Source organism: Pseudomonas faucium (assembly GCF_021602585.1).
Taxonomy (GTDB): domain Bacteria; phylum Pseudomonadota; class Gammaproteobacteria; order Pseudomonadales; family Pseudomonadaceae; genus Aquipseudomonas; species Aquipseudomonas faucium.
Genome location: NZ_BQIP01000015.1, coordinates 55,425 through 78,804 on the forward strand (window position 1 = coordinate 55,425; position 23,380 = coordinate 78,804).

The window sequence follows — 23,380 nt, forward strand, 5'->3', positions numbered from 1 at the left end:
GGGACCGCGTTACCTTTTTTTGCTCCGGAGTTTTCATGTCGTTGTCCAGCGGGCTGATCGCCGTGGTCGCCCTGGCCTATATGGCCATCATGTTCGCCATCGCCTTCTACGGCGACCGCCGCAGCACGCCGTTGCCGCCGCGCCTGCGTGCGTGGGTGTACAGCCTGTCGCTGGCGGTGTACTGCACCAGCTGGACCTTCTTCGGCGCGGTCGGCCAGGCCGCCGAACAGCTGTGGGCGTTTTTGCCGATCTACCTGGGGCCCATCCTGCTGCTGATCTTCGCGCCCTGGGTGCTGCAGAAGATGGTGCTGATCAGCAAGCAGCAGAACATCACCTCGATCGCCGACTTCATTGCCGCGCGCTATGGCAAGTCGCAGACCCTGGCGGTGGTGGTGGCGCTGATCTGCCTGGTTGGCGTGCTGCCCTACATCGCTTTGCAGCTCAAAGGCATCGTGCTCGGCGTCAACCTGCTGATCGGCGCCAATGCCGACGCCACCGGCACCCGCGTGCAGGACACCGCGCTGGTGGTGTCGCTGGTGCTGGCGCTGTTCGCCATCGTCTTCGGCACGCGCAGCCTGGACGTCACCGAGCACCACCGCGGCATGGTCCTGGCGATCGCCTTCGAATCGATGATCAAGCTGCTGGCCTTCCTCGCCGTCGGCGTGTTCGTGGTGTTCAACCTGTACGACGGCTTTGACGACCTGTTCACCCAGGCACGCCAGTCGATACACCTGGAGAGCTACTGGCAGGAAACCATCAACTGGCCGTCGATGGTGGTGCAGACCGCCGTGGCGATGATGGCGATCATCTGCCTGCCGCGCCAATTCCACGTGACCGTGGTGGAGAACATCGAGCCGCAGGACATGCGCCTGGCGCGCTGGGTGTTCCCGATGTACCTGGCCCTGGCCGCGCTGTTCGTGGTGCCGATTGCCCTGGCCGGGCAGATGCTGCTGCCGGGCACGGTGATTTCCGACTCGTTCGTGATCAGCCTGCCACTGGCCGAGGCGCACCCGAGCCTGGCGCTGCTGGCCTTCATCGGCGGCGCCTCGGCCGCCACCGGCATGGTCATCGTCGAGGCCGTGGCGCTGTCGACCATGGTCTCCAACGACATGCTGCTGCCCTGGCTGCTACGGCGCAACAACGCCGAGCGGCCGTTCGAGGCATTCCGCCACTGGATGCTGTCGGTACGCCGGGTGACCATCGTGGTCATCCTGCTGCTGGCCTATGTCAGCTATCGCCTGCTCGGCTCCACCGCAAGCCTTGCGACCATCGGCCAGATCGCCTTCGCCGCAGTCACCCAGCTCACCCCGGCCATGCTCGGCGCGCTGTACTGGAAGCAGGCCAACCGCCGCGGCGTGTTCGCAGGCCTCGCGGCGGGCATCTTCCTCTGGTTCTACACCCTGGTGTTGCCCATTACCGCCCACAGCCTGGGCTGGCCGCTGGAGCTGTTCCCGGGCCTTTCGTGGCTGCACGGCAACCCGCTGAACCTGCCGATCACCCCGCTGACCCAAGGCGTGGTGCTGTCGCTGGCCGGCAACTTCACCCTGTTCGCCTGGGTGTCGATGCTCTCGCGCACCCGCGTCTCCGAGCACTGGCAGGCCGGGCGCTTCATCGGCCAGCAGACCAGCGCCCGCCCCAGCAGCAAGCCGCTGCTGGCGGTGCAGATCGACGACCTGCTGACCCTGGCCTCGCGCTTCGTCGGCGAAGAACGTGCGCGGCAGAGCTTCATCCGCTTCGCCTACCGCCAGGGCAAGGGCTTCAACCCCAACCAGAACGCCGACGGCGACTGGATCGAGCACACCGAGCGGCTGCTGGCCGGTGTGCTCGGCACCTCCTCGACCCGCGCCGTGGTCAAGGCCGCCATCGAGGGCCGCGACATGCAGCTCGAAGACGTGGTGCGCATCGCCGATGAAGCCAGCGAGGTGCTGCAGTTCAACCGCGCGCTGCTGCAAGGGGCCATCGAGAACATCAACCAGGGCATCAGCGTGGTCGACCAGAACCTGCACCTGGTGGCCTGGAACCGCCGCTACCTGGAGCTGTTCAACTACCCCGACGGGCTGATCAGCGTCGGCCGGCCGATCGCCGACATCATCCGCTACAACGCCGAACGCGGCCTGTGCGGCCCGGGCGAGGCCCAGGTGCACGTGGCGCGCCGGCTGCACTGGATGCGCCAGGGCCGCGCCCATTCCTCCGAGCGGCTGTTCCCCAATGGCCGGGTGATCGAGCTGATCGGCAACCCGATGCCCGGCGGCGGCTTCGTCATGAGCTTCACCGACATCACCCCGTTCCGCGAGGCGGAGCAGGCCCTGCGCGACTCCAACGAAGGGCTGGAGCAGCGCGTAGCCGAGCGTACCCACGAACTGTCGCAACTGAACCAGGCGCTGTCGGAGGCCAAGAGCCAGGCCGAGGCGGTCAGCAAGTCCAAGACCCGCTTCCTGGCGGCCGTCAGCCACGACCTGATGCAACCGCTCAATGCCGCACGGCTGTTCTCCGCCGCCCTGTCGCAGCAGGCCGAAGGCATGAACGAGGAGGCCCAGCAGCTGGTCCAGCACATGGACAGCTCGCTGCGCTCGGCCGAAGAACTGATCAGCGACCTGCTGGACATCTCGCGCCTGGAAAACGGCAAGATCACCCCGGACGCCAAGCCGTTCGCGCTCAATGAGCTGTTCGACACCCTGGGCGCCGAATTCAAGGTGCTGGCAGCGGAAAAGGGCCTGGAATTCCGCCTGCGCGGCAGCCACCTGCGCATCGACAGCGACATGAAACTGCTGCGCCGGGTGCTGCAGAACTTCCTCACCAACGCCCTGCGCTACGGCAAGAGCCCGATCCTGCTGGGCGTTCGTCGCCAGGGCGAGCACCTGTGGCTGGAGGTGTGGGACCGTGGCCCGGGCATCGCCGACGACAAGCTGCAGGTGATCTTCCAGGAGTTCAAGCGCCTGGACAGCCACCAGACCCGCGCCGAAAAAGGCCTGGGCCTGGGCCTGGCGATTGCCGACGGCCTGTGCCGGGTGCTCGGCCACCGCCTCGAAGTGCGTTCATGGCCGGGCAAGGGCACGGTGTTCCGCGTCAATGTGCCGATCGCCCGCCAGGCCGCGGCTGCGCCTGCGGCGCCCGTGGAGCAGGCCAGCCAGCCGCTGGCCGGCCTGCAGGTGCTGTGCGTGGACAACGAAGACAGCATCCTGATTGGCATGAACAGCCTGCTCAGCCGCTGGGGTTGCCAGGTGTGGACCGCGCGCAACCGCGCCGAATGCGAGGCGCTGCTGGCCAAGGGCATGCGCCCGCACCTGGCGCTGGTGGACTACCACCTGGATGACGGCGAGACCGGCACCGGGCTGATGGGCTGGCTACGCACGCGCCTGGGCGAGCCGGTGCCGGGGGTGGTGATCAGTGCCGATGGCAGCAAGGAAACCCTGGCCACGGTGCATGCCGCAGGCCTGGACTACCTGGCCAAGCCGGTCAAGCCGGCGGCCCTGCGCGCCCTGCTCAATCGCCATCTGAGCCTGGTGCAGTAAGGGCGGCATCGGCCGGGGCATCGTCGGACAAGGCCCGCTCCAGCAAGTCGGCCGGCAGGCTCTTGCTGGCCCGGGCGCCAAGCAGCTTGAGCTGCTCGCTGCGGCTGACCAGGTTGCCGCGCCCTTCGCACAGCTTGTTGCGCGCCGCGGCGTAGGCCTTGTCGACCTGCTGCAGGCGCGCGCCCAGCTCGTCCAGATCCTGGATGAACAGCACGAACTTGTCGTACAGCCAACCGGCGCGCTCGGCGATCTCGCGGGCGTTCTGGCCCTGGCGTTCCTGCTTCCACAGGCTGTCGATCACCCGCAAGGTGGCCAGCAAGGTGGTCGGGCTGACGATCACGATCTGCCGGTCGAAGGCCTCCTGGAACAGGTTCGGCTCGGCCTGCAAGGCGGCTGAAAAAGCCGCCTCGATGGGCACGAACAACAGTACGAAGTCCAGGCTGTGCAGGCCTTCGAGGCGGTTGTAGTCCTTGCTCGACAGGCCTTTGACGTGGCTGCGCAGCGACTGCACGTGCTGCTTCAGGGCGCTTTCATCGTTGCCGCTGACGTACTGCTGATAGGCGGTGAGGCTGACCTTGGCATCGACCACCACCTGCCTGTCGCCGGGCAGCATGATCAGCACGTCGGGCTGGAAGCGCTCGCCGTCGGCGCTCTTGAGGCTGACCTGGGTCTGGTACTCGCGGCCCTTCTCGAGGCCGGCATGCTCCAGCACCCGCTCAAGGATCAGCTCGCCCCAGTTGCCTTGGGTCTTCTGGCCCTTGAGCGCCTGGGTAAGGTTGGTGGCTTCGTCGGACAGGCGCAGGTTCAGTTGCTGCAGGCGTTCGAGCTCCTTGCCCAAGGAGAAACGCTCGCGGGCCTCTTGCTGGTAGCTCTCCTCGACGCGCTTTTCGAAGGCCTGGATGCGTTCCTTGAGCGGGTCGAGCAACTGGCCCAGGTGCTGCTGGCTGGTCTGGGCGAAGCGCTGCTCGCGCTCGTCGAAGATTTTCGTGGCCAGGTCGGCGAATTGCGCACGCAGGGTGTCGCGGGCTTCCTGCAGGTCTTCCAGGCGCTGCTGGTGGCTGTCCTGTTGCTCGCGCAGTTCGGCTTCCAGGCGCGCGCATTGGGCCTCCAGGCGGCGCAATTCGGCTTCGCGGCTGGCGCGCTCCAGGTGCCAGGCGTGGGCGGCGTCACGGGCGTTGTCGCGGTCGACCTGCAGCAGCTCCAGCTCACGGCCCTGGGCGGCGAGCTGGGTCTGCTTGACGGTGTTGGCCTCGCTCAGGTCGCTGACCTCGTCACGGCTGGCCTCCAGCTGCGCCTGCAGGCCCGCCTGGGCCAGCAGGGCGCCATTGAGACGCTCTTGGAGCAGGGCCTGCTCGCCCTGCCGGGCGCCCTGGCGACGCTGCACGTGCATGAGCCACCCCAGGCACGGCAAGGCGCCTGCCACCAAGCCCAGCAGAATGCTGGTCAGATCCACTGCCATGCTTACCCCGACGGTCTGTTGCAAATTGCCTGCAGCTTATCAGCCTGCCTGGTCCGACGCCTGCTCCGGCTCGCTGGCCTGGCACAGGCGAGCGTATTCCAGCTGCGCCCGCCGGTCCCCGGCCCGCGCCGCCTGGCGCAGCAGGTCATGGCCGATGCGCCGGTCACGGGCATTGCCGCACTCGCGGCAGAGCATCTGCCCCAGGCGGCTCTGGGCCTCGACCACGCCTTGGCGCGCCGGCTGCTTGAGCAGGCGCCCGGCCAGGTGCTTGACCTGGCGCTTGTCGGCCAGGCGCGGGCTGTCGAGCAGCCACAAGGCCACTTTCAATGAAAAGCGTTTGGGCGTGGGGGCAGACGTCGAAACGGCGGGGCTGGCGAGGTGTTTACCGCGAAACTTCATGAGCAACAGACAGGGCAACTCGAAAGGCGCGCCACTCTACCCTTTTTTGCACGGCATGGCCTGTCGATTTCTGGAGGATTGAAAAAAAATTTCACTGATCTTTTCTTGACGTTTTCAAACAGGTGACTGGGCAGTCGGCAGGTGCCTGTCGATTGTCGGACAGTTCTCCGTTTTGCTGGCACGCCCGTCCTAGAGCAAGCGCTCGGGACAATCCACAGTTCCTGTGGATAACTCGGTGGACAACCTCCCTAAGGACCCTGCAAACCCCTATGAAATGGGGCTTGCAGTCAAACTGACGATTTTTTCACCAGTAAAAATTAGTGTTTTTTTTCATTGACTTAAGGTGCCAGTCAAGTCATTGGCGAGCGTATCGGGCGCTGTTGCCGGGCTGTTACAAGTCGCGCCTCGAATGTGCACAAGTGCACCAAAAACCTGCATTCGGATGCACGAAATCGGTACATCGGGCCATTTGGAGGCCACTTGCCCCTCTTCCCACGTGGGCAAAGACACGCCATACTGCGCGGCTCGCCTGAAGAAACGTGCAAAGGCTTGCAAAGCCCCACGCGTTCCGGTAAGGTGCGCCTCGTTAGTACCAAGCTGAAAGTCAATTCTGGCCAGAAGCGTCCTTGCAGACCTGCTCCCCCCAAGAGCAACTGCTGAAACCAGGACCGGCCCTTTCGATGATTCACTCGCCAGCCAACGCGCTGTTCAAGCACGAATCACGTGACAGATTGATCAGGATTCCATACCGACCGGCCTAGAACCTTGGCCCCGGAATGCTGCCTGCCCTCTGAAGTACCTACCAGTCAGCCCAAGCGCCCACATTTGATTGCGCTCTCTCTGGCTGCTTTGTTCCAGTCAGGTTCGTTCGTCCCTTAATAAAGGCGTCACTGGAACGTTTCTATCATGCACGGATCATATCCCCCGTGTTTAAAGCAGGAACCTCCAACAATATGCATACCCATCATCAGATTCAGGCTGCCATTGGCACCCTCTCCCAGGCCTTCTCGCCGTTGAAGTGCCTTATCACTGCCCCACGCAAGGGCAACTTCAGCTTCACCCTGGTGGACGAACACGGCGTCGCCTGCCACACCGAACGCCTGTATCCCGAGCAGTACACCCGCTCGGAACCGCTGCAGGCGGTGATCGCCCGGACGCGCCAGTCGCTCACCGCGTGAGCGGTGAATGCCAGGGCATTCAGCCATTGAATGCCGGCCTCGGCGAGCTGCCTGATGGTTCTTGGCCTAATTGCCGCAAGGCATATGGCTTCCGACCTCAGGCAGCAATCGATTTAAAAACAGCTCTTTACATCACGCTTATCACACTACACTTCAACTCGAGCGGTCCGATCCGCTTCCGGCGGGCCTGATCATTCACCAGCTGCCAAGCTCCAGCGCCCGTCGGCCCCTTACTGCTCGAGGGCATCATGGGTATCGCGGCGAATGAATTGTGTCAGTATGTGATCCGACCGACCCTGGTCTACCTGAATCGTCATTGCGCCAGTGCCGAAGCCCTGCTATTGGGGATTGCGGCCAGCCAGTCGGCGCTCGGCTCGGCGCTGCACGACCGCCGGGGGCACGGCCTCTATCGCATTGGCGAAAGCCGGCATCAGGCGGTGTGGGACGACTTCCTCGCGCGTGACCCGGAACTTGCCAGCCTGGTCCGCGGCCTGGCGAGCCAGCACGCCTTCCTGGGCGGCCCGCACCTGGAACTCGCGGTCAATTTGCGCTACGCCACCGCCATTGCCTGGATGCTCATCGAAGCCCAGGCGACCGCGTTGCCTGACGCCGACGACCTGTTGGGCCAGGCGCGCATCTGGCGTCAGATTTTTCACCCTCAGGGTCGCCTGCGCGACTTCACCCAAGCCTGGCAACTGTGCATTGCTCAGAAATTGCCAGAGGTATCTTGAGAACTGTCCTACAGTATTACCGGAAAAAAAGGAATTTTGGTCGGATTGTCCTACAAAACCGCTCTATCTCCTGTGATACAGGCTATAGCGCAGAGCGTGATTTGTTGGTAGCTTTTCGCCCCGGAGATCCCAAGGAGTTTCTAATAATGAAAAAAGTAATGCTCAAAACCTCCCTCGGCGTTGCCGTTGCTCTCGCTTCCAGCCAACTGTTCGCTGCCGGCTTTGCCCTCAACGAACAGAGCATCAGCGGCATGGGGACAGGTTTCGCGGGTCGTTCTTCCGCTGCCGATGATGCCAGCACGGTGTATGGCAACCCTGCCGGCATGTCTCGCCTGAAGCGCCAGGAAGTGACCGTGGGGGGCGCAGCCATTATCGCCAAGACCGATATTTCGGGCCCGGGCAGCAGCCCACTGCCGGGTGAAACCGACGGTGACATGGTGCCAACGGTGGGGGTACCGATGGGCTACTACGTCAAGCCGATCGATGAGCACTGGAGCGTCGGTTTCGGCGTCTACGTGCCCTTCGGCCTGGTCACTGACTACGGCAGCGGCGACGCCGCACGCTACTGGGGCAAGAAGAGCCACGTCGAGGTCATCACCTTCCAGCCAACCGTCAGCTACGCCTTCAACGACAAGGTGTCGATCGGTTTCGGCCCGACCATCAACAAGATCAAGGGCGAGCTGGGGTCGAACACCATCAACCCGCGTTCTCCTGGCTTCAATGATGGCGAAGTGAAGATCAAGGGCGACGACACTGCCGTGGGCTACAACATCGGCATCCTGGTTCAGGCCACCGACCGTACCCGCGTCGGCCTGACCTACCACTCGATGGTCGACTACAAGCTCGAAGGCAACACCAAGGTCAACAACGCCCTGATCGGGCCGTTCAGCGGCAGCAAGTTCGACGCCACGCTGAAGATCAAGACCCCGGAGTCGGTGGACTTCTCGGTTACCCACGAGCTGGATGACCAGTGGACCCTGTACGCAGGCAGCACCTGGACGCGTTGGAGCCGCCTGAAGGACATCACTGTCAACAACGATGTACCCGCTCCGCTGGTGGGCCAGTTCGGCACCATCACCGAAGAGCAGAACTGGCATGACACCTGGGCCCACGCCATTGGCGCGTCCTACAAGGTCAACAAGGAGTGGGTACTGCGTACCGGCTTCTCCGTCGACCAGTCGCCGACCAACAACCACGACCGTTCGCCGCGCATCCCTACGGGTGATCGCAAGGCAATCAGCTTCGGTGCCGGCTACAGCCCAACCGACGACATGACCATCGACGTGGCCTACTCCTACCTGTGGGAAGAGGACACCAAGGTCAACCTGGCCAGCCCGACCAAGGGCCGTTACCAGGCCAAGTACGAGAACAGCGCTCACGGTATCGGTGCTTCCCTCACCTACCGTTTCTGATTCGTACCTGCTGTATGAAAAACCGCCCTCGTGGCGGTTTTTTCATGCCTGCACCTGCCAGGTTTCGCCCAATGCTTCGTGCAGGTAATCCATGAAGGCGCGCGTCTTGGGCGTCAGGGCAAAACGGTCTGCCAGGCACAGGTAGATATCCATCGGCTCGGTCTGGGCGTAGGCCTGCCCCTGCTCGCTGTACTCGAACAGCGGCACCAGTGCGCCGGTGGCCAGATGTGGCCGGACCACGAATTCGGCAAGCCGAGTGATGCCACCATCGTTGAGCGCCATCTGGGTCAGGGCGTCGATGTCGTCGCTGATCAGCACCGTGCCGAACTGCGCATCGAAGCGCAGGCCATCGCGCACGAAGCCCCAGCGCAGGAAGCGGCCGTCCACCGGGTAGCGGAACACCAGGCAGCGGTGCTCACGCAGCGCCTCTGGTGTGGCTGGCAGGCCCGCCTGCGCCAGGTAGCCTGGGGATGCACAGCAGATGAACGGGACGCGGGCGATGTGCCGTGCGAGCAGATGGTCTTCCAGCTGTGGGGTGATGCGCAGGCTGATGTCGACGTCTTCGCGGGCGTGGTTGACGCGTCGGTCAGTCGTTACCAACTCTATCGAAAGCAAGGGGTAGCGGGCGCTGAAGCCTGGGATCAACGGAGCGAGGACATGGCGGCCAAATGCCGAGGTGGAGGCAATGCACAGGCGCCCCTGGGGTTCGCTGTCGGGCGTGGTGATGGCTTGCTCGGCCTGCAGGAGGTCGCGTTCGATATGCCGGACACGTTCGTAATACTGCGCGCCTGCCGGCGTGAGGGCCATGCTGCGGGTGGTGCGGCTGAGCAGCCGCACCTGCAGGTGGCTTTCGAGCCGTGCGAGGTTCTGGCTGACCGCGGCCGGGCTGAGGCCGAGGGTGCGGGCGCCGGCGGCAATGCTGCCGGCTTCGACGACCTTGATGAAGCTGCGGATGGTGTTGAGCAGGTCCATGGCGAGCCTTGGGATTCGTAAGAATCTCTTTATAAAGAACTCACCGTTACCGGTCTACAGGTGTCGACTGCCGGCTTGATAACCTGCGCTTCCAGCCATTTTCCAGGAGTTTGCATGAGCGACCTGTCCCAGCCGCGCAGCCGGCGCAAATTGCGCCCTAGCGCCACGCCCTACGTGTTTGCGTTGTATATGTCATCGATCATGGCGTTGTTGATGTGCTTCGTGATTACCGCTGCCAATGCGGGCGTGGATGCGCAGTATTTGAATAACGTGCTCAAGGCTTACCAACTTGCTATGCCGGTGGCATTCATCTGCGTACTGATGGTCCGGCCGGTGGTGATTCGATTGGTGGCACTTACAGTCCATCCTCACTAACCCCTCCCCTGCTCTCGCCGTTGCTCTTGCCGTTGCTTTCGCTTTCGCTTTTGCCTTTGCCTTTGCTTTTGCTTTTCGTGCGCGCAAGTCCAGGCGACACAGATCGCGACTTCAGGAGGCCGAGCGGAGGACTTGCGGAGGGAGGCGACGGGCATGGATGCCCGTCGAGCGCTGAGGCCCCATGGATGGGGCCTGCAGCGCGTACTCCCGGGAGCAAGGCCGGAGCGAGGGAACCCCGGAGCGTAGCGCAGGGGCCGGATGATGGGAGCAGGCGGTTTTTGGTTACTTTTTGCCAAGACAAAAAGTGACCCGCCGTAAGGGCGGAAAGGTGAGTAAGCGTCGCTATTGATTTCGGATATGCATGAGCACTTCAGCACCACCACCTGAGCTTTTAGGGCCTTTGGCCTTTGGCTTTTGGCTTTTGGCTTTTGGCTTTTGGCTTTTGGAGCGAGTGAATATCCATTTACCAAGGCGGCGCATAATCACCCTTCCGCCCTTACGGCGGGTTACTTTTTGTCTTGGCAAAAAGTAACCAAAAACCGCCCGCTCCCATCATCCGGCCCCTCCGCTTCGCTCCGGGGTTCCCTCTCTGCGGTCATGCTCCCGGGAGTACGCGCTGCAGGCCCCATCCATGGGGCCTCAGCGCTCGACGGGCATCCATGCCCGTCGCCTCCCTCCGCATGACCTCCGTTCGGCCTCCTGAAGTCGCAATCTGTGGCGCCTGAACTTGCGCGCATGAAGAGCAAAAGCAACGGCAAGAGCAAGAGCAATCGACTTGGATGCTCAAGGGTGGGAGGCGATCGCCTTCTCGATAGCTGAGCGGAACGCTGGATCATCCGGCTTGGTCAGGCTTGAGAAGTTGCCGATGACCTTGCCCTTGCGATCGACCACGTACTTGTAGAAATTCCACTTCGGCGCACTACTCTGATGCGCCAGCTCCACGAACAATGGAATCGCATCCTTGCCCCGCACCGCCTGCGCCTTGGTCATGGTGAAGGTCACACCATAATTGGCATAGCAAACCTTGGCCGTCTTCTGCGCGTCGGCATCTTCCTGCTTGAAGTCATTCGAAGGCACACCCAGCATCTCCAGCCCCTGCCCGTGGTACTCCTTGTAGGTCGCCTCAAGCCCCTCGAACTGCGGCGCAAACCCGCAATAGCTCGCCGTATTGATCACCACCAGCGGCTTGCCCGCAAAGCGCTGGCACAGGTCGACCTGCTCCTTGCCCCGCAGCTCGGGCAAGCTGCTCTGCAACAGCGCCGGGCACTCGGCCGCCCAGCTCGAAGTGGCCGCCAGCAACGCCAGCAACGGCATCGTCAACCAATGTGCACGCATCGTCAGGTTCTCCCGCTAGACAATTGCTTGAACTTGCAGGGTAGCGCTTAACAAACACCCATGCCCAGTTGCATCAACGCCAAGCCGCCACGGTGCCAACCCCACCACACCAGCGCCACCACTAACGCCGCGGCCACCAGCAGCAGCCCGCGGGCCAGGTGCCGGTTCATGCGGCTTGCGCCTGCAGGCGCGCCACCGGGCGCTCGCGCACCGGCCAGTTGAGCGCAGCCGCCAGCAGGCTGAGCAGGATCGAGATCTGCCAGACCAGGTCATAGTTGCCAGTCTGGTCATACACCACCCCCCCCAACCAGCCGCCCAGGAAGGCGCCCAACTGGTGGAACAGGAACACGATGCCACCGAGCATGGACAGGTTGCGCACACCGAACAGCGTGGCCACGGTGCCGTTGGTCAACGGCACGGTAGACAGCCACAGCAGCCCCATGGCGATGCCGAACAGATAGGCGCTGACCGCACTCACCGGCACCCACAGGAACAAGCCGATCACCACCGCCCGCAGCAGGTACAACGCCGTCAGCAGGCGTGGCTTGGACATCCGCCCACCGAGCCAGCCAGCGGTATAGGTGCCAACGATATTGAACAGCCCCACCAGCGCCAGCACCGTGGTGCCGGTAGTTGCCGGCAGATGCTGGTCGACCAGGTAGGCCGGCAGGTGCACACCGATGAATACCACCTGGAAGCCACACACGAAAAAGCCCAGGGCCAGCAGCCAGAAGCCGGAATGCGAGCACGCCTCGCGCAGGGCCTGGCCCAGCGTCTGCTCGACGCCATGGCTGGGCAGCGGGCGATCCTTGAGCATGCTGACCAAGGGCACGATCAAGGCGACCAGCAAGCCCAGCACCAGCAAGGCGGCCGACCACCCCAGCCATTCGATCAAGCCCAGGGTGCCGGGGAGCGTGGCGAACTGGCCGAAGGAGCCCGCGGCGCTGGCGATGCCCATGCCCATGCTGCGTTTTTCCGCCGGCACCGCGCGGCCCACCACGCCCAGGATCACCGAGAACGAGGTGCCGGACAGGCCGATGCCAATCAGCAGGCCCGCACTGAGCGACAGTGACCAGGCCGAATCGGCGGTACTCATCAGCAACAGGCCAGCGGCGTAGAGAATGCCGCCGATGATCACCACCCGCGCCGCGCCAAGACGGTCAGCCAGCGCACCGGCAAAGGGCTGGGCCAGGCCCCAGATCAGGTTCTGCAGGGCGATGGCGAAGGCGAACACCTCGCGGCCCCAGCCGAAATCGGCGCTCATCGGCGCCAGGAACAGGCCGAAGCCATGCCGGACACCCAGTGACAGGGCGAGGATCAATGCCGCCCCGACCAGAACCCACCCGCTGGTTCGCCACACCGAAGTCATTGTCGTTATCTCCAGCACATCGCAAGGTTTATGCGGGTATATACCCGCGTTTAATCGTGGTCGATCAGGCCAGCCGCTCCAGCAGCCGCACCAGTTCATCGCGCGGCCCTTCGCCCAGGTGCTCGACCAATGCCTGCTGCGCCAGCTCCCAAGCGGGGTACGCCACCTGCAGGCGCGCAGCGCCCGCCTCGGTCAGCAGCACCACGCGGTTGCGCTGGTCGTCACCGTCGGCCAATGCCACCAGGCCCTCGGCTTCCAGCACCCGCAGGTTGCGGCCCAGGGTGCTGCGCTCCAGGCCCATGGCCTCGGCCAGGGTGGTGATACTGGGGCGGTCGAGCCGCTGCAGGTGGCGCAGCAGGGAAAACTGGGCGACATTGATGCCGAAGCCGGCAAGAGCCTCGTCGTAATGCCGGCTCACCCCACGGGCGGCGCGACGCAAATGGGTGCAGATGCATTCACTGGTCAACATGGATACGTGTATATACCCGCAACTTGGATGTTGCAAGAAATTTCAGGGTGCCAGGCGCTGCCGGATCGGCTCGAACTCGACGGTTGCGCGGCGGGGCAAGGGGTCCGGGGTGCCTTGCTCGATGGCCTGCCAATAGCGCCATGGCACCTTGGCCGAGCCGAGTTCGTAATCCATGCCATCCCAGCTGTCTTCACGAAAGCTGTAGAAGGCCCAATGCAGCCGCTCGCGCTCCAGCACCGTGAGCACGTCCTCCAGGTACTGCCGACACCCCGCCAAACGCCGCATGCAGCCGAATTCGCCGACAACCAGCCGTGAACGCGGCACCTTCATCGCATCCACCCACGCCACAGGCTTGGCAAGGTACTCGGCGACGCGCTGGCCATCCCAGTGCTGGCGCTGCCCGGCGAAGGGCACCGGGCCAGGATAGGCAAGCGGCGGCTGGCGCGTCATGTTCGGCGCGCTGGTGGCAGCATAGGGCTCGTACATGTGCACGCTGTAGAGCACGCGTTGGTCCGCAAGCGCCTCGGGCCAGTAGCTGAACGCATCGGCGCCGGCGTACCAGCCAGCGTCGACCATGACCGGGGTGTGAGGGTCCACTTCGCGAATGGCTGCCAGCAGCTGGCGGTACAGCGCCGGCAAGTCGCGCGCACTGCCCCGGGCTTGCTCGTACCACGCCCGCATCTGCTGCGCCGACGCATGTTCGGCCAGGCCGCCGTGCTTCTCTGGGGCCGGTTCGTTGATCAGGTTGTAGGCGACGATGGCCGGATGATCCTTCAGCTCGCCGGCCAGGTCGCGCCAGAACGCGGCGGCCTGTGACCAGTAGCGTTTGTCCTGCCACAAACGGTCGTCGAACTGGCCCTGGTTGTTCTGCGACCAGCGCATGCCCGGCAGTGACAGCGGCGCAATGACCACCTTGAGCCCTGCCTGATGGGCACGGTCGAGGGCCTCGCGCAGGCGTTGCAGGTCCGCCTTGGCAAGGCCATGGTAATGGTCGGCATCGCCCAGCAGAACATCGCGCTGCGCCGGCTGCCATTTATCGTAGGACAACCGCACCCAAGTGGCGCCGTACCCACGCAGGGCTTCGAAATAGGCCTGATCAGGCGGCAGGCGGTTGAAGCTGTTGCCACCGTGGCGGGGGGTGTTCCAGAAGTCGATGAGGTCTGCGGCGCTGGCCAGCGGCGAAATCAACATCAACAAGGCGACAAGCATCAAGCGGTGCATGGCATGGCCTCCTTGGCCGATTGGGAAGGAGGCCGAGGATACCCGCGCAAGGCCGCGGCAAGGGGGACTGATGCGTTGCTGAAAATGACCAGCCGCTGCGGGCTCAAGGCATCAGCGCCAGCCCCAGCAACACCGTGAGTTCAAGCAGCTCCAGCAACGCCCCGGCCGTATCCCCGGTGCTCCCGCCCAGGCGCTGGCACATCAGCCGCCGCAGCCAGCAGAACACCCCAAACGCGCCAAGCAGCACCCAGGCCACGCTCCATCCGCCCAGCACCAGGCACGCCAGCAGGCTGGCCAGCAGCACCCAAATCGCGGCACGCCGCGGCAAGTGTTCGGCCAACGCTTGGCCCAGGCCGCCCTTGCGCACGTAGGGGGTGGCGAGGAACAAGCCGAGCATCGCCGCCCGCCCCACCACCGGCGCCAGTACCAGCAGCGCGCCCACGCCACGCTCGACCAGCACCCACAGCGCGCAGAACTTCAGCAGCAGCACCAGCACCAGGGTCACCACCGCAATCGGTCCGCTGCGTGGGTCCTTCATGATCTGCAGCGTGCGCTCGCGATCGCCGAAGCCGCCCAGCCAGGCATCGGCGCTGTCCGCCAGGCCGTCCAGGTGCAAGGCGCCGCTGAGCAGCACCCACAGCGTCAGCAGCAGGGCCGCGTGCAGTGGTGCCGGCGTGCCCTGCAGCAGGTGGCTGGCAAGCCACAGCAGCAGGCCGAACAGCAGGCCGACCAAGGGATAGAACAGTATTGAGCGGCCGACCTGCCGGGGCTCGGGCATGCCCGGCAAACGTACCGGCAAACTGCTGAGAAACTGCAAGGCGATCCACAAAGGCAGCATCTCAAACCTCCTCTCGCAGGCGCTCGCCGGTCAGCTCCAGTTGCACCAGGGCGCCATGGCCGACCTCGACCTGCAACAGCTGCTCCCGTGGCAAACCTCGGGCACGCGCCAGCAGCAGGCGCATGACGCCGCCATGGGTGACCAGCAGCACGCGCTTGCCCGCATGCAGCGAGCGCAGCCGCTCGATACCCGCCAGCACACGTTGTTCGAAGGCGCTCACCGGCTCGCCACCAGGCGGCGTATAGGCATAGGGGTCGGCCCAGAAGCGCCCAAGCTCGTCTGCCTGGGTCTGCATGATCTGCAGCGCGCTGCGCCCCTCCCACTCGCCGAAATGCAGCTCTTGCAGGTCGGCTTCGCGCTGCACCGGCAGCCCAAGGCGCACGCCCAGTTCATCGGCGAACCGCGCACAGCGCTGCAAGGGCGAGCTGACCAGCACCTGCCAAGGCCCACCTTCGCCCACGGCCTCGCGCATCTGCGCCCAGCCGTTGTCGGTCAGGGCGTCGTCGAGGCTGCCGCGCAGGCCGCCGCCCTGCTCGGTTTCACCGTGGCGCAGCAAATCGAGGATCATGCCGGGCGGTCCGCCACCGCCGCTTCGGCGAAGGTCGCCATCTGCCCGTGCAGGGCACAGGCCAGGCGCAGCAATGGCACCGCCAGCGCCGCACCGCTGCCCTCGCCCAGGCGCAGGCCCAGGGCCAGCAGCGGCTCGGCGTCCAGCGCCGCGAGCAAGGCCTTGTGGCCCGGCTCAGCGCCTTGGTGGGCGAACAGCAGCCAGGCCCGGCATTGCGGGTTGAGGCGCACGGCAACCAGTGCCGCGACGCTGCAGATGAAGCCGTCCACCAGCACTGCGATGCCCTGCTGCGCACACGCCAGGTAGGCGCCGGCCAGTGCGGCGATCTCGAAGCCGCCGACGCAGGCCAGGGCCTGCTCGGGCTGGTCGGCGCGCAGGCCGTGCAGCACCAGGGCACGCTCGATCACTTCGGCCTTGTGCCGCACCCCAGCGGTGTCCAGGCCGGTGCCGGGGCCGCTGAGGTCGCGCGCCGGGCAACCCAGCAAGGTGCTGGCCAGCGCCGCGGCGGCCGTGGTGTTGCCAATGCCCATCTCGCCGCCGATGAACAGCTGTGCGCCGTTTTGCCCGGCGCGCAATGCGCTGTCACGGCCCGCTTGCAGCGCGGCCTGCAGCTGCGTATCGGTCATCGCCGGCTGGCGTGCGAAGTTGGCGGTGCCGGCGCCCAGGCGCAGGTGGCGCACCCCGGCCAGCTCCAGCTGCGGGTCGATGGTGCCGAGGTCGACCACTTCGAGGCTGGCCTGCAGCTGGCGCGCCAGCACGCTGATCGCCGCACCACCGCCGACGAAATTGCGCAGCATCTGCCCGGTCACCGCCTGCGGGTAGGCCGAGATGCCCTCCTCGACCACGCCGTGGTCACCGGCAAAAATAGTGATGGCGACCTGATCCAGGTTCGGCCGCTCACAGCCCTGCAGCCCGGCCAGCGTCACCGCCAGGCCCTCTAGCTGGCCAAGCGAACCTGCGGGTTTGGTCAGCTGCTGCTGACGGGCACGGGCCTGGTCCATGGCGGCGTTGTCGAGGGGTTGGCAGGCGTCACGCCACCAGGGTTGGTTCATAGTGCAGGTCCTTTGAGCATCAGAGGCAGGCCAGCGACGGTCAGTACCACGCGCTGGCAACGTTCGGCCACGGCCTGGTGCAGCTCGCCGGCCAGGTCGACGTAACGCCGGGTGAGTTCGCCCATGGGCACCACGCCCAGGCCGGTTTCGTTGCTGACCAGTATCACCGTGCCGGGCAACTGCGCCAGGCAGGCCAGCAGCGCGTCACGCTCCTGGGCCAGGCGCTGCGGGTCTTCGAGCATCAGCAGGTTGGTCAGCCACAGGGTCAGGCAATCCACCAGCAGGCAGCGGCCTTCGGCGGCTTCGGTGCGCAGCACGCTGGCCAGCGCCAAGGGTTCTTCGACCAGCCCCCAGTGGGCGGGCCGGCGCTGGCGGTGCAGGCGCACCCGTTCGTTCATTTCACCGTCCAGGGGTTGGCTGGTGGCGATGTAGGTCACTGGCAGGCCGCTGTCGCTGGCCAGCTGTTCGGCCAGGCGGCTCTTGCCCGAGCGGGCGCCGCCGAGGATCAGGTTGAGCATGTCAGGCGGCTCCGCACAGTTGGCGCAGGTATTCGGTATCCAGGTGCTGCTCGACCAGGTCGGCCAGGCGTTCGATGTCGCGTTCGCGCAAGGCTTGATAATCGATGGGCTGCACATCGGCCAGGCCCGCCCAGCGCAACAGTGCGGCGCACGACTGGCTGCCTTCGAACAGGCCATGCAGGTAAGTGGCAAGGATCTGGCCATCGGCGCTGATCGCACCATCTGCGCGGCCATCGGCAAGCTGCACGGCGGGCTGCTCAAGCGCCGCGCCCGTGGTGACGCCGGCATGGATTTCGTAGCCGGCCACTGGCGAATCTTCCAGGCTCAAGGTGCCGGCGACATTGCGCAGTTGCTTGTCGGCTTCGAGCACCGTGGCGTAGTCGAGCAGCCCAAGCCCCGGGCTTGAGCCGGCCGGCCCTTCCAGGCCGAGCGGGTCGTGCACTTGCTGGCCGAGCATCTGCAGGCCGCCGCAGATGCCGATGAGCTTGCCGCCATAGCGCAGGTGCCGAGCGATGGCCGCGTCCCAACCGCGCGCGCGCAGTTGCGCCAGGTCGCCGCGCACGCTCTTGGAGCCCGGCAGGATGATCAGGTCGGCCGGCGGGATCGGCTGGCCAGGGCCGATGAACTGCAAATCCACCTGGGGGTGCAGGCGCAGGGGGTCGAAATCGGTGTGGTTGCTGATGCGCGGCAGCACCGGGACGATGACCTTGAGCACCCGCTCGTGCTTGCTGCCCTGGCGCACGTCGATGCCGTCTTCGGCTTCCAGGTGCAGGTCGGTGACGTAGGGCAGCACGCCCAGCACCGGTTTTCCGGTACGCGCCTCCAGCCAGTCCAGGCCGGGCTGCAGCAAGGCGATGTCGCCGCGAAAACGATTGATGACGAAGCCCTTGACCCGCGCCTGCTCGCTCGGCGACAGCAGCTCCAGGGTCCCGACCAGGTGGGCGAACACGCCGCCACGGTTGATGTCGGCGACCAGGATCACCGGGCAGTCGACCGCTTCGGCAAAGCCCATGTTGGCGATATCGCCCGCGCGCAGGTTGATCTCCGCCGGCGAGCCGGCCCCTTCGACCATCACCACCGGGTAGGCCGCGCTCAGGCGCTGGTGCGAGGCCAGCACGGCTTGCATGGCGATGGCCTTGTAGTCGTGGTAGGCCACCGCATTCATGCTGGTGACCGCACGGCCGTGGATGATCACCTGGGCGCCGGTGTCGCTGTTGGGCTTGAGCAGCACCGGGTTCATGTCGGTGTGCGGCGCCAGCCGGCAAGCCTGGGCCTGCACCGCCTGGGCGCGGCCGATCTCGCCGCCGTCGGCGGTCACCGCGCTGTTGAGCGCCATGTTCTGCGGCTTGAACGGCACCACGTTGATGCCCTGGCGCAGCAGCCAGCGGCACAGGGCGGTGACCAGCGTACTCTTGCCGGCATCGGAGGTGGTGCCTTGCACCATGAGGGTGGTCATGCCGTTTCCTTCTGATAGGCGGCCAGGGCCTGGGCCAGGCGCTGTTCGTCCGCGGCGCAGGCGGGCAGGCCCAGGCGCACGGCAGCGGGCTGCTCGAACAGGCGCACGAGGATGCCGCGGCGGGCGAGAAAATCATGCAGGTGCGCGGCCCGCTCGCTGCGCACGTACTGGAACAGGTCGCAGCCGCCGCTGGGTGCCAGGCCATGGGCCTGCAGCAAGTTGGCCAAGCGCTGGCTGGCCTGGGCGCAGCGGGCGATCTGCAGCTGATGGGTGGCTTGGTCGGCGAAGCAGGCCTGGGCCACGACCCGCGCCGGGCCACTGACGGTCCACGGCCCAAGCCGGTCGGCCAGGCGCTGCAACAGCGGCTGTTCAGCCATCACGGAGCCCAGGCGTACCCCGGCCAGGCCGAAGAACTTGCCGAACGAACGCAGCACGATCAGGCCAGGGCGCTCGGCGCAATCCACCACGCTGTACTGCGGTGTGTTGTCCATGAACGCTTCGTCGACCAGCAGCCAGCCGCCGCGCGCGGCCAGGCGGGCGTGCCAGTGCAGCAGGCGTTCGCGGGGCACGCGCAGGCCGGTGGGGTTGTTGGGGTTGACCAGCACCAACACGTCGAGGCTGTCGAGGACCGCCTCGACCTCGGCTTCCTGCAGCTCGACCAGGCTATGCCCGGCGCGCTGCCAGGCCTGCGGATGCTCGGCATAGCACGGCGACAACACCCCGACCCGGCCGCTCGGGCGCAGGTGCGGCAATGCCTGGATCGCCGCCTGGGAACCGGCCACCGCCAACACCTGATGGACCCGATAATAGCGGCAGGCCGCAGCTTCCAGGCCGTCGTCCGTTTCCGGCAGGCGCGCCCAGGCCTCCACGGGGATGGCCGGAATCGGGTAAGGCCAGGGCGCGATGCCGCTGGACAGGTCCAGCCAGTCTTCACGGGCAATTGCGTAGTGCCGTATCGCCCGCAGCAGGCGGCCGCCATGTTCAAGCATCGAGGTACGCTCCCAGGCAAATCAGCAGCAGCCACAGCCACACGCCGCGCTGCACCAGGCTCCAGCCGCGCTCGATGGCGTCGGCATCGGCCATCGGCCCCTCGCCCAGGCGCGGGCGCTCGTGCAGCTCGCCGTGGTACACCGCCGGGCCGCCGAGCTCGACGGCCAGCGCACCCGCACCTGCGGCCATCACCGGCCCGGCATTGGGGCTGTCCCACAACGGCGCCTGCTTGCGCCAGCAGGCCAGCGCCAGGCGGGTCTTGCCGAGCACTGCGTAGGTCAGCGCCACCAGCCTGGCGGGAATATAGTTGAGCACGTCGTCGATGCGTGCCGCGCACCAGCCAAAGCGCTCGAAGCGCTCGTTGCGGTAGCCCCACATGGCATCCAGCGTATTGCTCAGGCGGTACAGCACCACCCCGGGCGCGCCGGCGACGATGAACCAGAACAGCGCGGCAAATACCGCATCGCTGCCGTTCTCCAGCACCGATTCGGTGGCCGCCCTGGCCACGGCGGGCTCATCCAGCTCGCGGGTTTCGCGGCTGACCAGGTAGCCCACCCGCCGCCGTGCCTCTTCCAGGTCGCCCTGGCGCAAGGCATTGGCCACCGGCAGCACGTGCTCGCCAAGGCTGCGCAGGCCCAGCGCGCAATACAGCGCCAGCACGTCCACCAGCCAGCCGATGTAAGGCAGCCAGGACAGGATCAAGGCCACCAGGGTCAAGGGCACCACGGCCAAAAACCAGGCGCTCACGCCATGGCTGCGCCAGCCACGGCCACCGGCGTTCAGGCGCCGCTCCAGGCTCGCGGCAAAGTTACCAAAGGCCACCAGCGGGTGGCGCCGCTGCGGCTCGCCCAGCAAGGCATCCAGGGCCACGCCGGCCACGGTCAGCAAGGCCACGCTCATGGGCGCTCTCCCCATTGGTTTTCGAACAGCATGTCACCCAAGGGCCGTTCTTCGGCCCAGTGTTCCAGCGCCAGCATCGGCGCCGGGTAGAACGCCGCCACCGGCCCCAGGCACAGCACCGCCACCGGCTTGGCGCCCGCGGGCATGCCGAGCAGCTCGGCCAGCGCCAGCGGGTCGAACAGCGATACCCAGCCCATGCCCAACCCTTCGGCCCGGGCTGCCAGCCACAGGTTCTGGATGGCGCAGGCCAGCGAGGCCAGGTCCATTTCCGGCAAGGTGCGGCGGCCGAAAATATGCGGTTCGCGGTTGTCCATCAAGGCCGCCACCAGCACTTCGGCGCAGTCGTTGATGCCTTCGACCTTGAGCTTCATGAAATCGTCCGAGCGCTCGCCCAGGGCCTCGGCAGTGCGTGTGCGCTCCTGCTCGACCAGCGCCTGGATGCGCTGGCGCAGGTCACGCTGGCTGATGCGGATGAAGCGCCAGGGCTGCATCAGGCCGACACTGGGCGCCTGGTGCGCGGCGGCCAGCAGGCGGCCGAGCAGTTCGGGGGCGACCGTGCCGCCGGCGAAGTGGCGCATGTCGCGGCGCTCGCCGATCGCCCGGTAGATCGCGGCGCGCTCGGCAGCGCTGAAAGCATGTTCGCTCATGGTTGCAGCAGCGCCGCCGTCGCATCGGGGTTGGAGGGGAAGTAGAAGTGCACGTAGGAGGCGGTCAAGCGCCCCAGGCGGTAGACCGCCTCGTTGCCGCGCCCGCCATTGGGGCTCAGGCCGCGGGCGATTGGCGCAAGTTCGGTGCTGGTCAGCGAATGATGGTAGGTGTGCCCGCGCAGGGTGCCTTCCGGCAGTTCCACCGCCTGCAGGGCCAGGGCGGCCAGGCGCTTCTGCATGGTCGCTTCGCCCGCCAGCAGGCCGAGCAGTTCGGCGCGCTCGCCAGCCACATCGGTCAAGGCATCGAGCAGGTAGAGCATGCCGCCGCATTCGGCCAGCAGCGGCTTGCCGGCCTCATGGTGGGCGCGGATCGCCTGGCACATCGGCGTGTTGGCGGCCAGCGCGTGGTGGTGCAGCTCGGGGTAGCCACCGGGCAGGTACAGGCTGTCCACCACCGGCAGTTCGCGGTCGTGCAGTGGCGAGAAGAACTCGAGCTGGGCGCCGAGCTGGCGCAACAGGTCGAGGTTGGCGCCATAGATGAAGGCAAAGGCTTCGTCCCGCGCCACGCCGATGCGCACCCCGGCAAGCGATGCGCGCCAGGCCTGCGGCTCGGCTTCGGCGAAGCTCACCGGCGGCGGCAAGGCCGCATCGCAACTGGCGCCCAGGGCCTCGGCGGCAGCGTCCAGGCGGGCATCCAGGTCATTCAGTTCGCTGGCCTGCACCAAGCCCAGGTGGCGGCTGGGCAGCTCGATGCCGCGTTCGCGCGAGAGGCCGCCATACCAGCGCAGGCCCTCGGTCAGGCTGCCTTCGAGCAGTTGCGCATGGCGCAGTGTGCCAACCCGGTTGGCCAGCACGCCGGCGAACGGCAGGTCGGCCTGGTAACGCGCCAGGCCCAAGGCCAGGGCGCCGAAGGTCTGGGCCATGGCGGTGCCATCGATCACCGCCAGCACCGGCACGCCGAAGTGGCGAGCCAGGTCGGCGCTGGACGGCGTGCCGTCGAACAGGCCCATCACCCCTTCGATGAGGATCAGGTCGGCCGCGCCGGCTGCTTCCCACAACAGGCGGCGGCTTTCCTGGGCGCCGATCATCCACAGGTCGAGCTGGTACACCGGCGCACCACTGGCGCGCTCGAGGATCATCGGGTCGAGAAAGTCCGGCCCGCACTTGAAGACCCGTACCTTGCGCCCGAGGTTGCGGTGCAGGCGTGCCAGGGCGGCGGTGACGGTGGTCTTGCCCTGGCCGGAGGCGGGTGCCGCAATCAATACGGCCGGGCAATGGCGGGGTTGGCTCACAGTTCCACGCCCTTCTGTGCGCGGATACCGGCCTGGAAAGCGTGCTTGAGCATGCCCATCTCGGTGACGGTATCGGCCAGCTCGATCATCTCGGGCTTGGCCGCGCGGCCGGTGACGATCACATGCTGCATCGGCGGCCGGGCCTGGATGTCGCCGAGTACCTGGTCGAGGTCGAGGTAGCCGTGCTTGAGGGCGATGTTCAGCTCATCGAGCACCACGAACTGCACCGAGGGGTCCTGCAGCAGCTGGCGCGAGACGGCCCAGGCGGCTTCGGCGGCGGCAATGTCGCGCTGGCGGTCCTGGGTTTCCCAGGTGAAGCCCTCGCCCATCACGTGGTAGCGCACCTGTTCGGGGAAACGGCGGAAGAACAGCTCTTCGCCGGTGCTGTTGCGGCCTTTGATGAACTGCACCACGCCACACTGCATGCCATGGCCCAGGGCGCGGGCGAGCATGCCGAAGGCCGAGCTGCTCTTGCCCTTGCCATTGCCGGTCAGCACCAGCAGCAGGCCGCATTCGTTAGGGGAATTGGCGATGCGCTCGTCGATGATCGCCTTCTTGCGCTGCATGCGCGCCAGGTGGCGTTCGTCGCGGTCGGTGGTTTCGCTCATGGGGTTCTCCGCAGGCTGGCGCCACGCAAGCGGCGGCGACAGGTCGATAGGCGGGCAGACGGAGAACGCGCAGGGCCGC

General features: G+C 66.0%; 22 protein-coding genes and 1 pseudogene. 5 read left to right on the plus strand and 18 right to left on the minus strand.

Going from position 1 to position 23,380, the window contains the following annotated elements; genetic code table 11:
• The first annotated feature begins 35 nt into the window (after positions 1–35).
• The gene (locus L6D75_RS17840) at positions 36–3,512 is read left to right on the plus strand and encodes a hybrid sensor histidine kinase/response regulator (protein ID WP_176518261.1); all 3,477 of its coding nucleotides are present in this window, start codon (positions 36–38) and stop codon (positions 3,510–3,512) included.
• Here the strand turns inward: L6D75_RS17840 and L6D75_RS17845 are convergent.
• Both L6D75_RS17845 and L6D75_RS17850 read right to left on the minus strand, forming a co-directional pair.
• The gene (locus tag L6D75_RS17845) at positions 3,484–4,857 is read right to left on the minus strand and encodes a DNA recombination protein RmuC (protein WP_176518268.1); all 1,374 of its coding nucleotides are present in this window, start codon (positions 4,855–4,857) and stop codon (positions 3,484–3,486) included. The two genes, L6D75_RS17840 and L6D75_RS17845, sit on opposite strands and share 29 nt — an antisense overlap.
• A gap of 171 nt (positions 4,858–5,028) precedes the next feature.
• Positions 5,029–5,370: pseudogene (locus L6D75_RS17850) on the minus strand (sel1 repeat family protein); the annotation flags it as partial.
• A gap of 953 nt (positions 5,371–6,323) precedes the next feature.
• Here L6D75_RS17850 and L6D75_RS17855 point away from each other — a divergent pair.
• The 3 genes from L6D75_RS17855 (at position 6,324) to L6D75_RS17865 (ending at position 8,691) form a co-directional block, all read left to right on the plus strand.
• On the plus strand, positions 6,324–6,548 hold the full coding sequence (locus tag L6D75_RS17855) for a hypothetical protein (RefSeq protein ID WP_176518263.1): 225 nt from the start codon (positions 6,324–6,326) through the stop codon (positions 6,546–6,548).
• Between the two features lie 248 nt (positions 6,549–6,796).
• A complete protein-coding gene (locus L6D75_RS17860) occupies positions 6,797–7,279 on the plus strand; it encodes a hypothetical protein (protein ID WP_176518264.1) in 483 nt (160 codons plus the stop codon).
• A gap of 146 nt (positions 7,280–7,425) precedes the next feature.
• Positions 7,426–8,691 carry an OmpP1/FadL family transporter gene (locus tag L6D75_RS17865; RefSeq protein WP_176518265.1) on the plus strand — a complete coding sequence of 422 codons (1,266 nt, stop codon included), beginning with the start codon at positions 7,426–7,428 and terminating at the stop codon, positions 8,689–8,691.
• Positions 8,692–8,733: 42 nt separating this feature from the next.
• On the opposite strand, the gene L6D75_RS17870 is transcribed toward L6D75_RS17865, so the two are convergent.
• Positions 8,734–9,663: a LysR family transcriptional regulator gene (locus L6D75_RS17870; protein ID WP_176518266.1), complete on the minus strand. Its 930-nt coding sequence runs from the start codon at positions 9,661–9,663 to the stop codon at positions 8,734–8,736.
• A 114-nt stretch (positions 9,664–9,777) separates the two neighbouring features.
• Between L6D75_RS17870 and L6D75_RS17875 the strand changes: the two genes are divergently transcribed.
• A complete protein-coding gene (locus L6D75_RS17875) occupies positions 9,778–10,038 on the plus strand; it encodes a DUF2798 domain-containing protein (protein WP_176518267.1) in 261 nt (86 codons plus the stop codon).
• Between the two features lie 783 nt (positions 10,039–10,821).
• Here L6D75_RS17875 and L6D75_RS17880 read toward each other — a convergent pair.
• The 15 genes from L6D75_RS17880 to cobO form a co-directional block, all read right to left on the minus strand.
• On the minus strand, positions 10,822–11,373 hold the full coding sequence (locus tag L6D75_RS17880; protein WP_176515661.1) for a glutathione peroxidase: 552 nt from the start codon (positions 11,371–11,373) through the stop codon (positions 10,822–10,824).
• 47 nt (positions 11,374–11,420) lie between these two features.
• Complete coding sequence (locus L6D75_RS27325; RefSeq protein ID WP_276574739.1) at positions 11,421–11,543, minus strand: hypothetical protein; 123 nt, start codon at positions 11,541–11,543, stop codon at positions 11,421–11,423.
• Complete coding sequence (locus L6D75_RS17885) at positions 11,540–12,742, minus strand: MFS transporter (RefSeq protein WP_371871973.1); 1,203 nt, start codon at positions 12,740–12,742, stop codon at positions 11,540–11,542. The genes L6D75_RS27325 and L6D75_RS17885 overlap by 4 nt, the downstream gene beginning before the upstream one ends.
• A gap of 64 nt (positions 12,743–12,806) precedes the next feature.
• A complete protein-coding gene (locus L6D75_RS17890) occupies positions 12,807–13,211 on the minus strand; it encodes a MarR family winged helix-turn-helix transcriptional regulator (protein WP_176515663.1) in 405 nt (134 codons plus the stop codon).
• Positions 13,212–13,253: 42 nt separating this feature from the next.
• The gene (locus tag L6D75_RS17895) at positions 13,254–14,420 is read right to left on the minus strand and encodes a glycoside hydrolase family 5 protein (protein WP_371871974.1); all 1,167 of its coding nucleotides are present in this window, start codon (positions 14,418–14,420) and stop codon (positions 13,254–13,256) included.
• 115 nt (positions 14,421–14,535) lie between these two features.
• On the minus strand, positions 14,536–15,270 hold the full coding sequence (locus L6D75_RS17900) for an adenosylcobinamide-GDP ribazoletransferase (protein WP_176515667.1): 735 nt from the start codon (positions 15,268–15,270) through the stop codon (positions 14,536–14,538).
• A gap of 1 nt (position 15,271) precedes the next feature.
• Positions 15,272–15,838: an alpha-ribazole phosphatase family protein gene (gene cobC / locus L6D75_RS17905; RefSeq protein ID WP_176515668.1), complete on the minus strand. Its 567-nt coding sequence runs from the start codon at positions 15,836–15,838 to the stop codon at positions 15,272–15,274.
• Positions 15,835–16,890, minus strand: coding sequence for a nicotinate-nucleotide--dimethylbenzimidazole phosphoribosyltransferase (cobT, locus tag L6D75_RS17910; protein ID WP_176515669.1), 1,056 nt, complete (start codon positions 16,888–16,890; stop codon positions 15,835–15,837). Before cobT ends, cobC begins: the two co-directional genes overlap by 4 nt.
• Positions 16,887–17,408 carry a bifunctional adenosylcobinamide kinase/adenosylcobinamide-phosphate guanylyltransferase gene (cobU, locus tag L6D75_RS17915; RefSeq protein WP_176515670.1) on the minus strand — a complete coding sequence of 174 codons (522 nt, stop codon included), beginning with the start codon at positions 17,406–17,408 and terminating at the stop codon, positions 16,887–16,889. The genes cobT and cobU overlap by 4 nt, the downstream gene beginning before the upstream one ends.
• Before the next feature lies 1 nt (position 17,409).
• Positions 17,410–18,864 (minus strand): cobyric acid synthase, encoded by a 1,455-nt coding sequence (locus L6D75_RS17920; RefSeq protein ID WP_176515671.1) that lies wholly within the window; start codon positions 18,862–18,864, stop codon positions 17,410–17,412.
• Entirely contained in the window at positions 18,861–19,853 is a 993-nt protein-coding gene (cobD, locus tag L6D75_RS17925; protein ID WP_176515672.1) for a threonine-phosphate decarboxylase CobD, read from the minus strand. The genes L6D75_RS17920 and cobD overlap by 4 nt, the downstream gene beginning before the upstream one ends.
• Entirely contained in the window at positions 19,846–20,754 is a 909-nt protein-coding gene (cbiB, locus tag L6D75_RS17930) for an adenosylcobinamide-phosphate synthase CbiB (RefSeq protein ID WP_176515673.1), read from the minus strand. The genes cobD and cbiB overlap by 8 nt, the downstream gene beginning before the upstream one ends.
• Complete coding sequence (bluB, locus tag L6D75_RS17935) at positions 20,751–21,401, minus strand: 5,6-dimethylbenzimidazole synthase (RefSeq protein WP_176515675.1); 651 nt, start codon at positions 21,399–21,401, stop codon at positions 20,751–20,753. The genes cbiB and bluB overlap by 4 nt, the downstream gene beginning before the upstream one ends.
• Entirely contained in the window at positions 21,398–22,693 is a 1,296-nt protein-coding gene (locus tag L6D75_RS17940) for a cobyrinic acid a,c-diamide synthase CobB (protein ID WP_176515677.1), read from the minus strand. The genes bluB and L6D75_RS17940 overlap by 4 nt, the downstream gene beginning before the upstream one ends.
• Complete coding sequence (cobO, locus tag L6D75_RS17945; protein WP_176515679.1) at positions 22,690–23,301, minus strand: cob(I)yrinic acid a,c-diamide adenosyltransferase; 612 nt, start codon at positions 23,299–23,301, stop codon at positions 22,690–22,692. The genes L6D75_RS17940 and cobO overlap by 4 nt, the downstream gene beginning before the upstream one ends.
• Positions 23,302–23,380 lie beyond the last annotated feature (79 nt).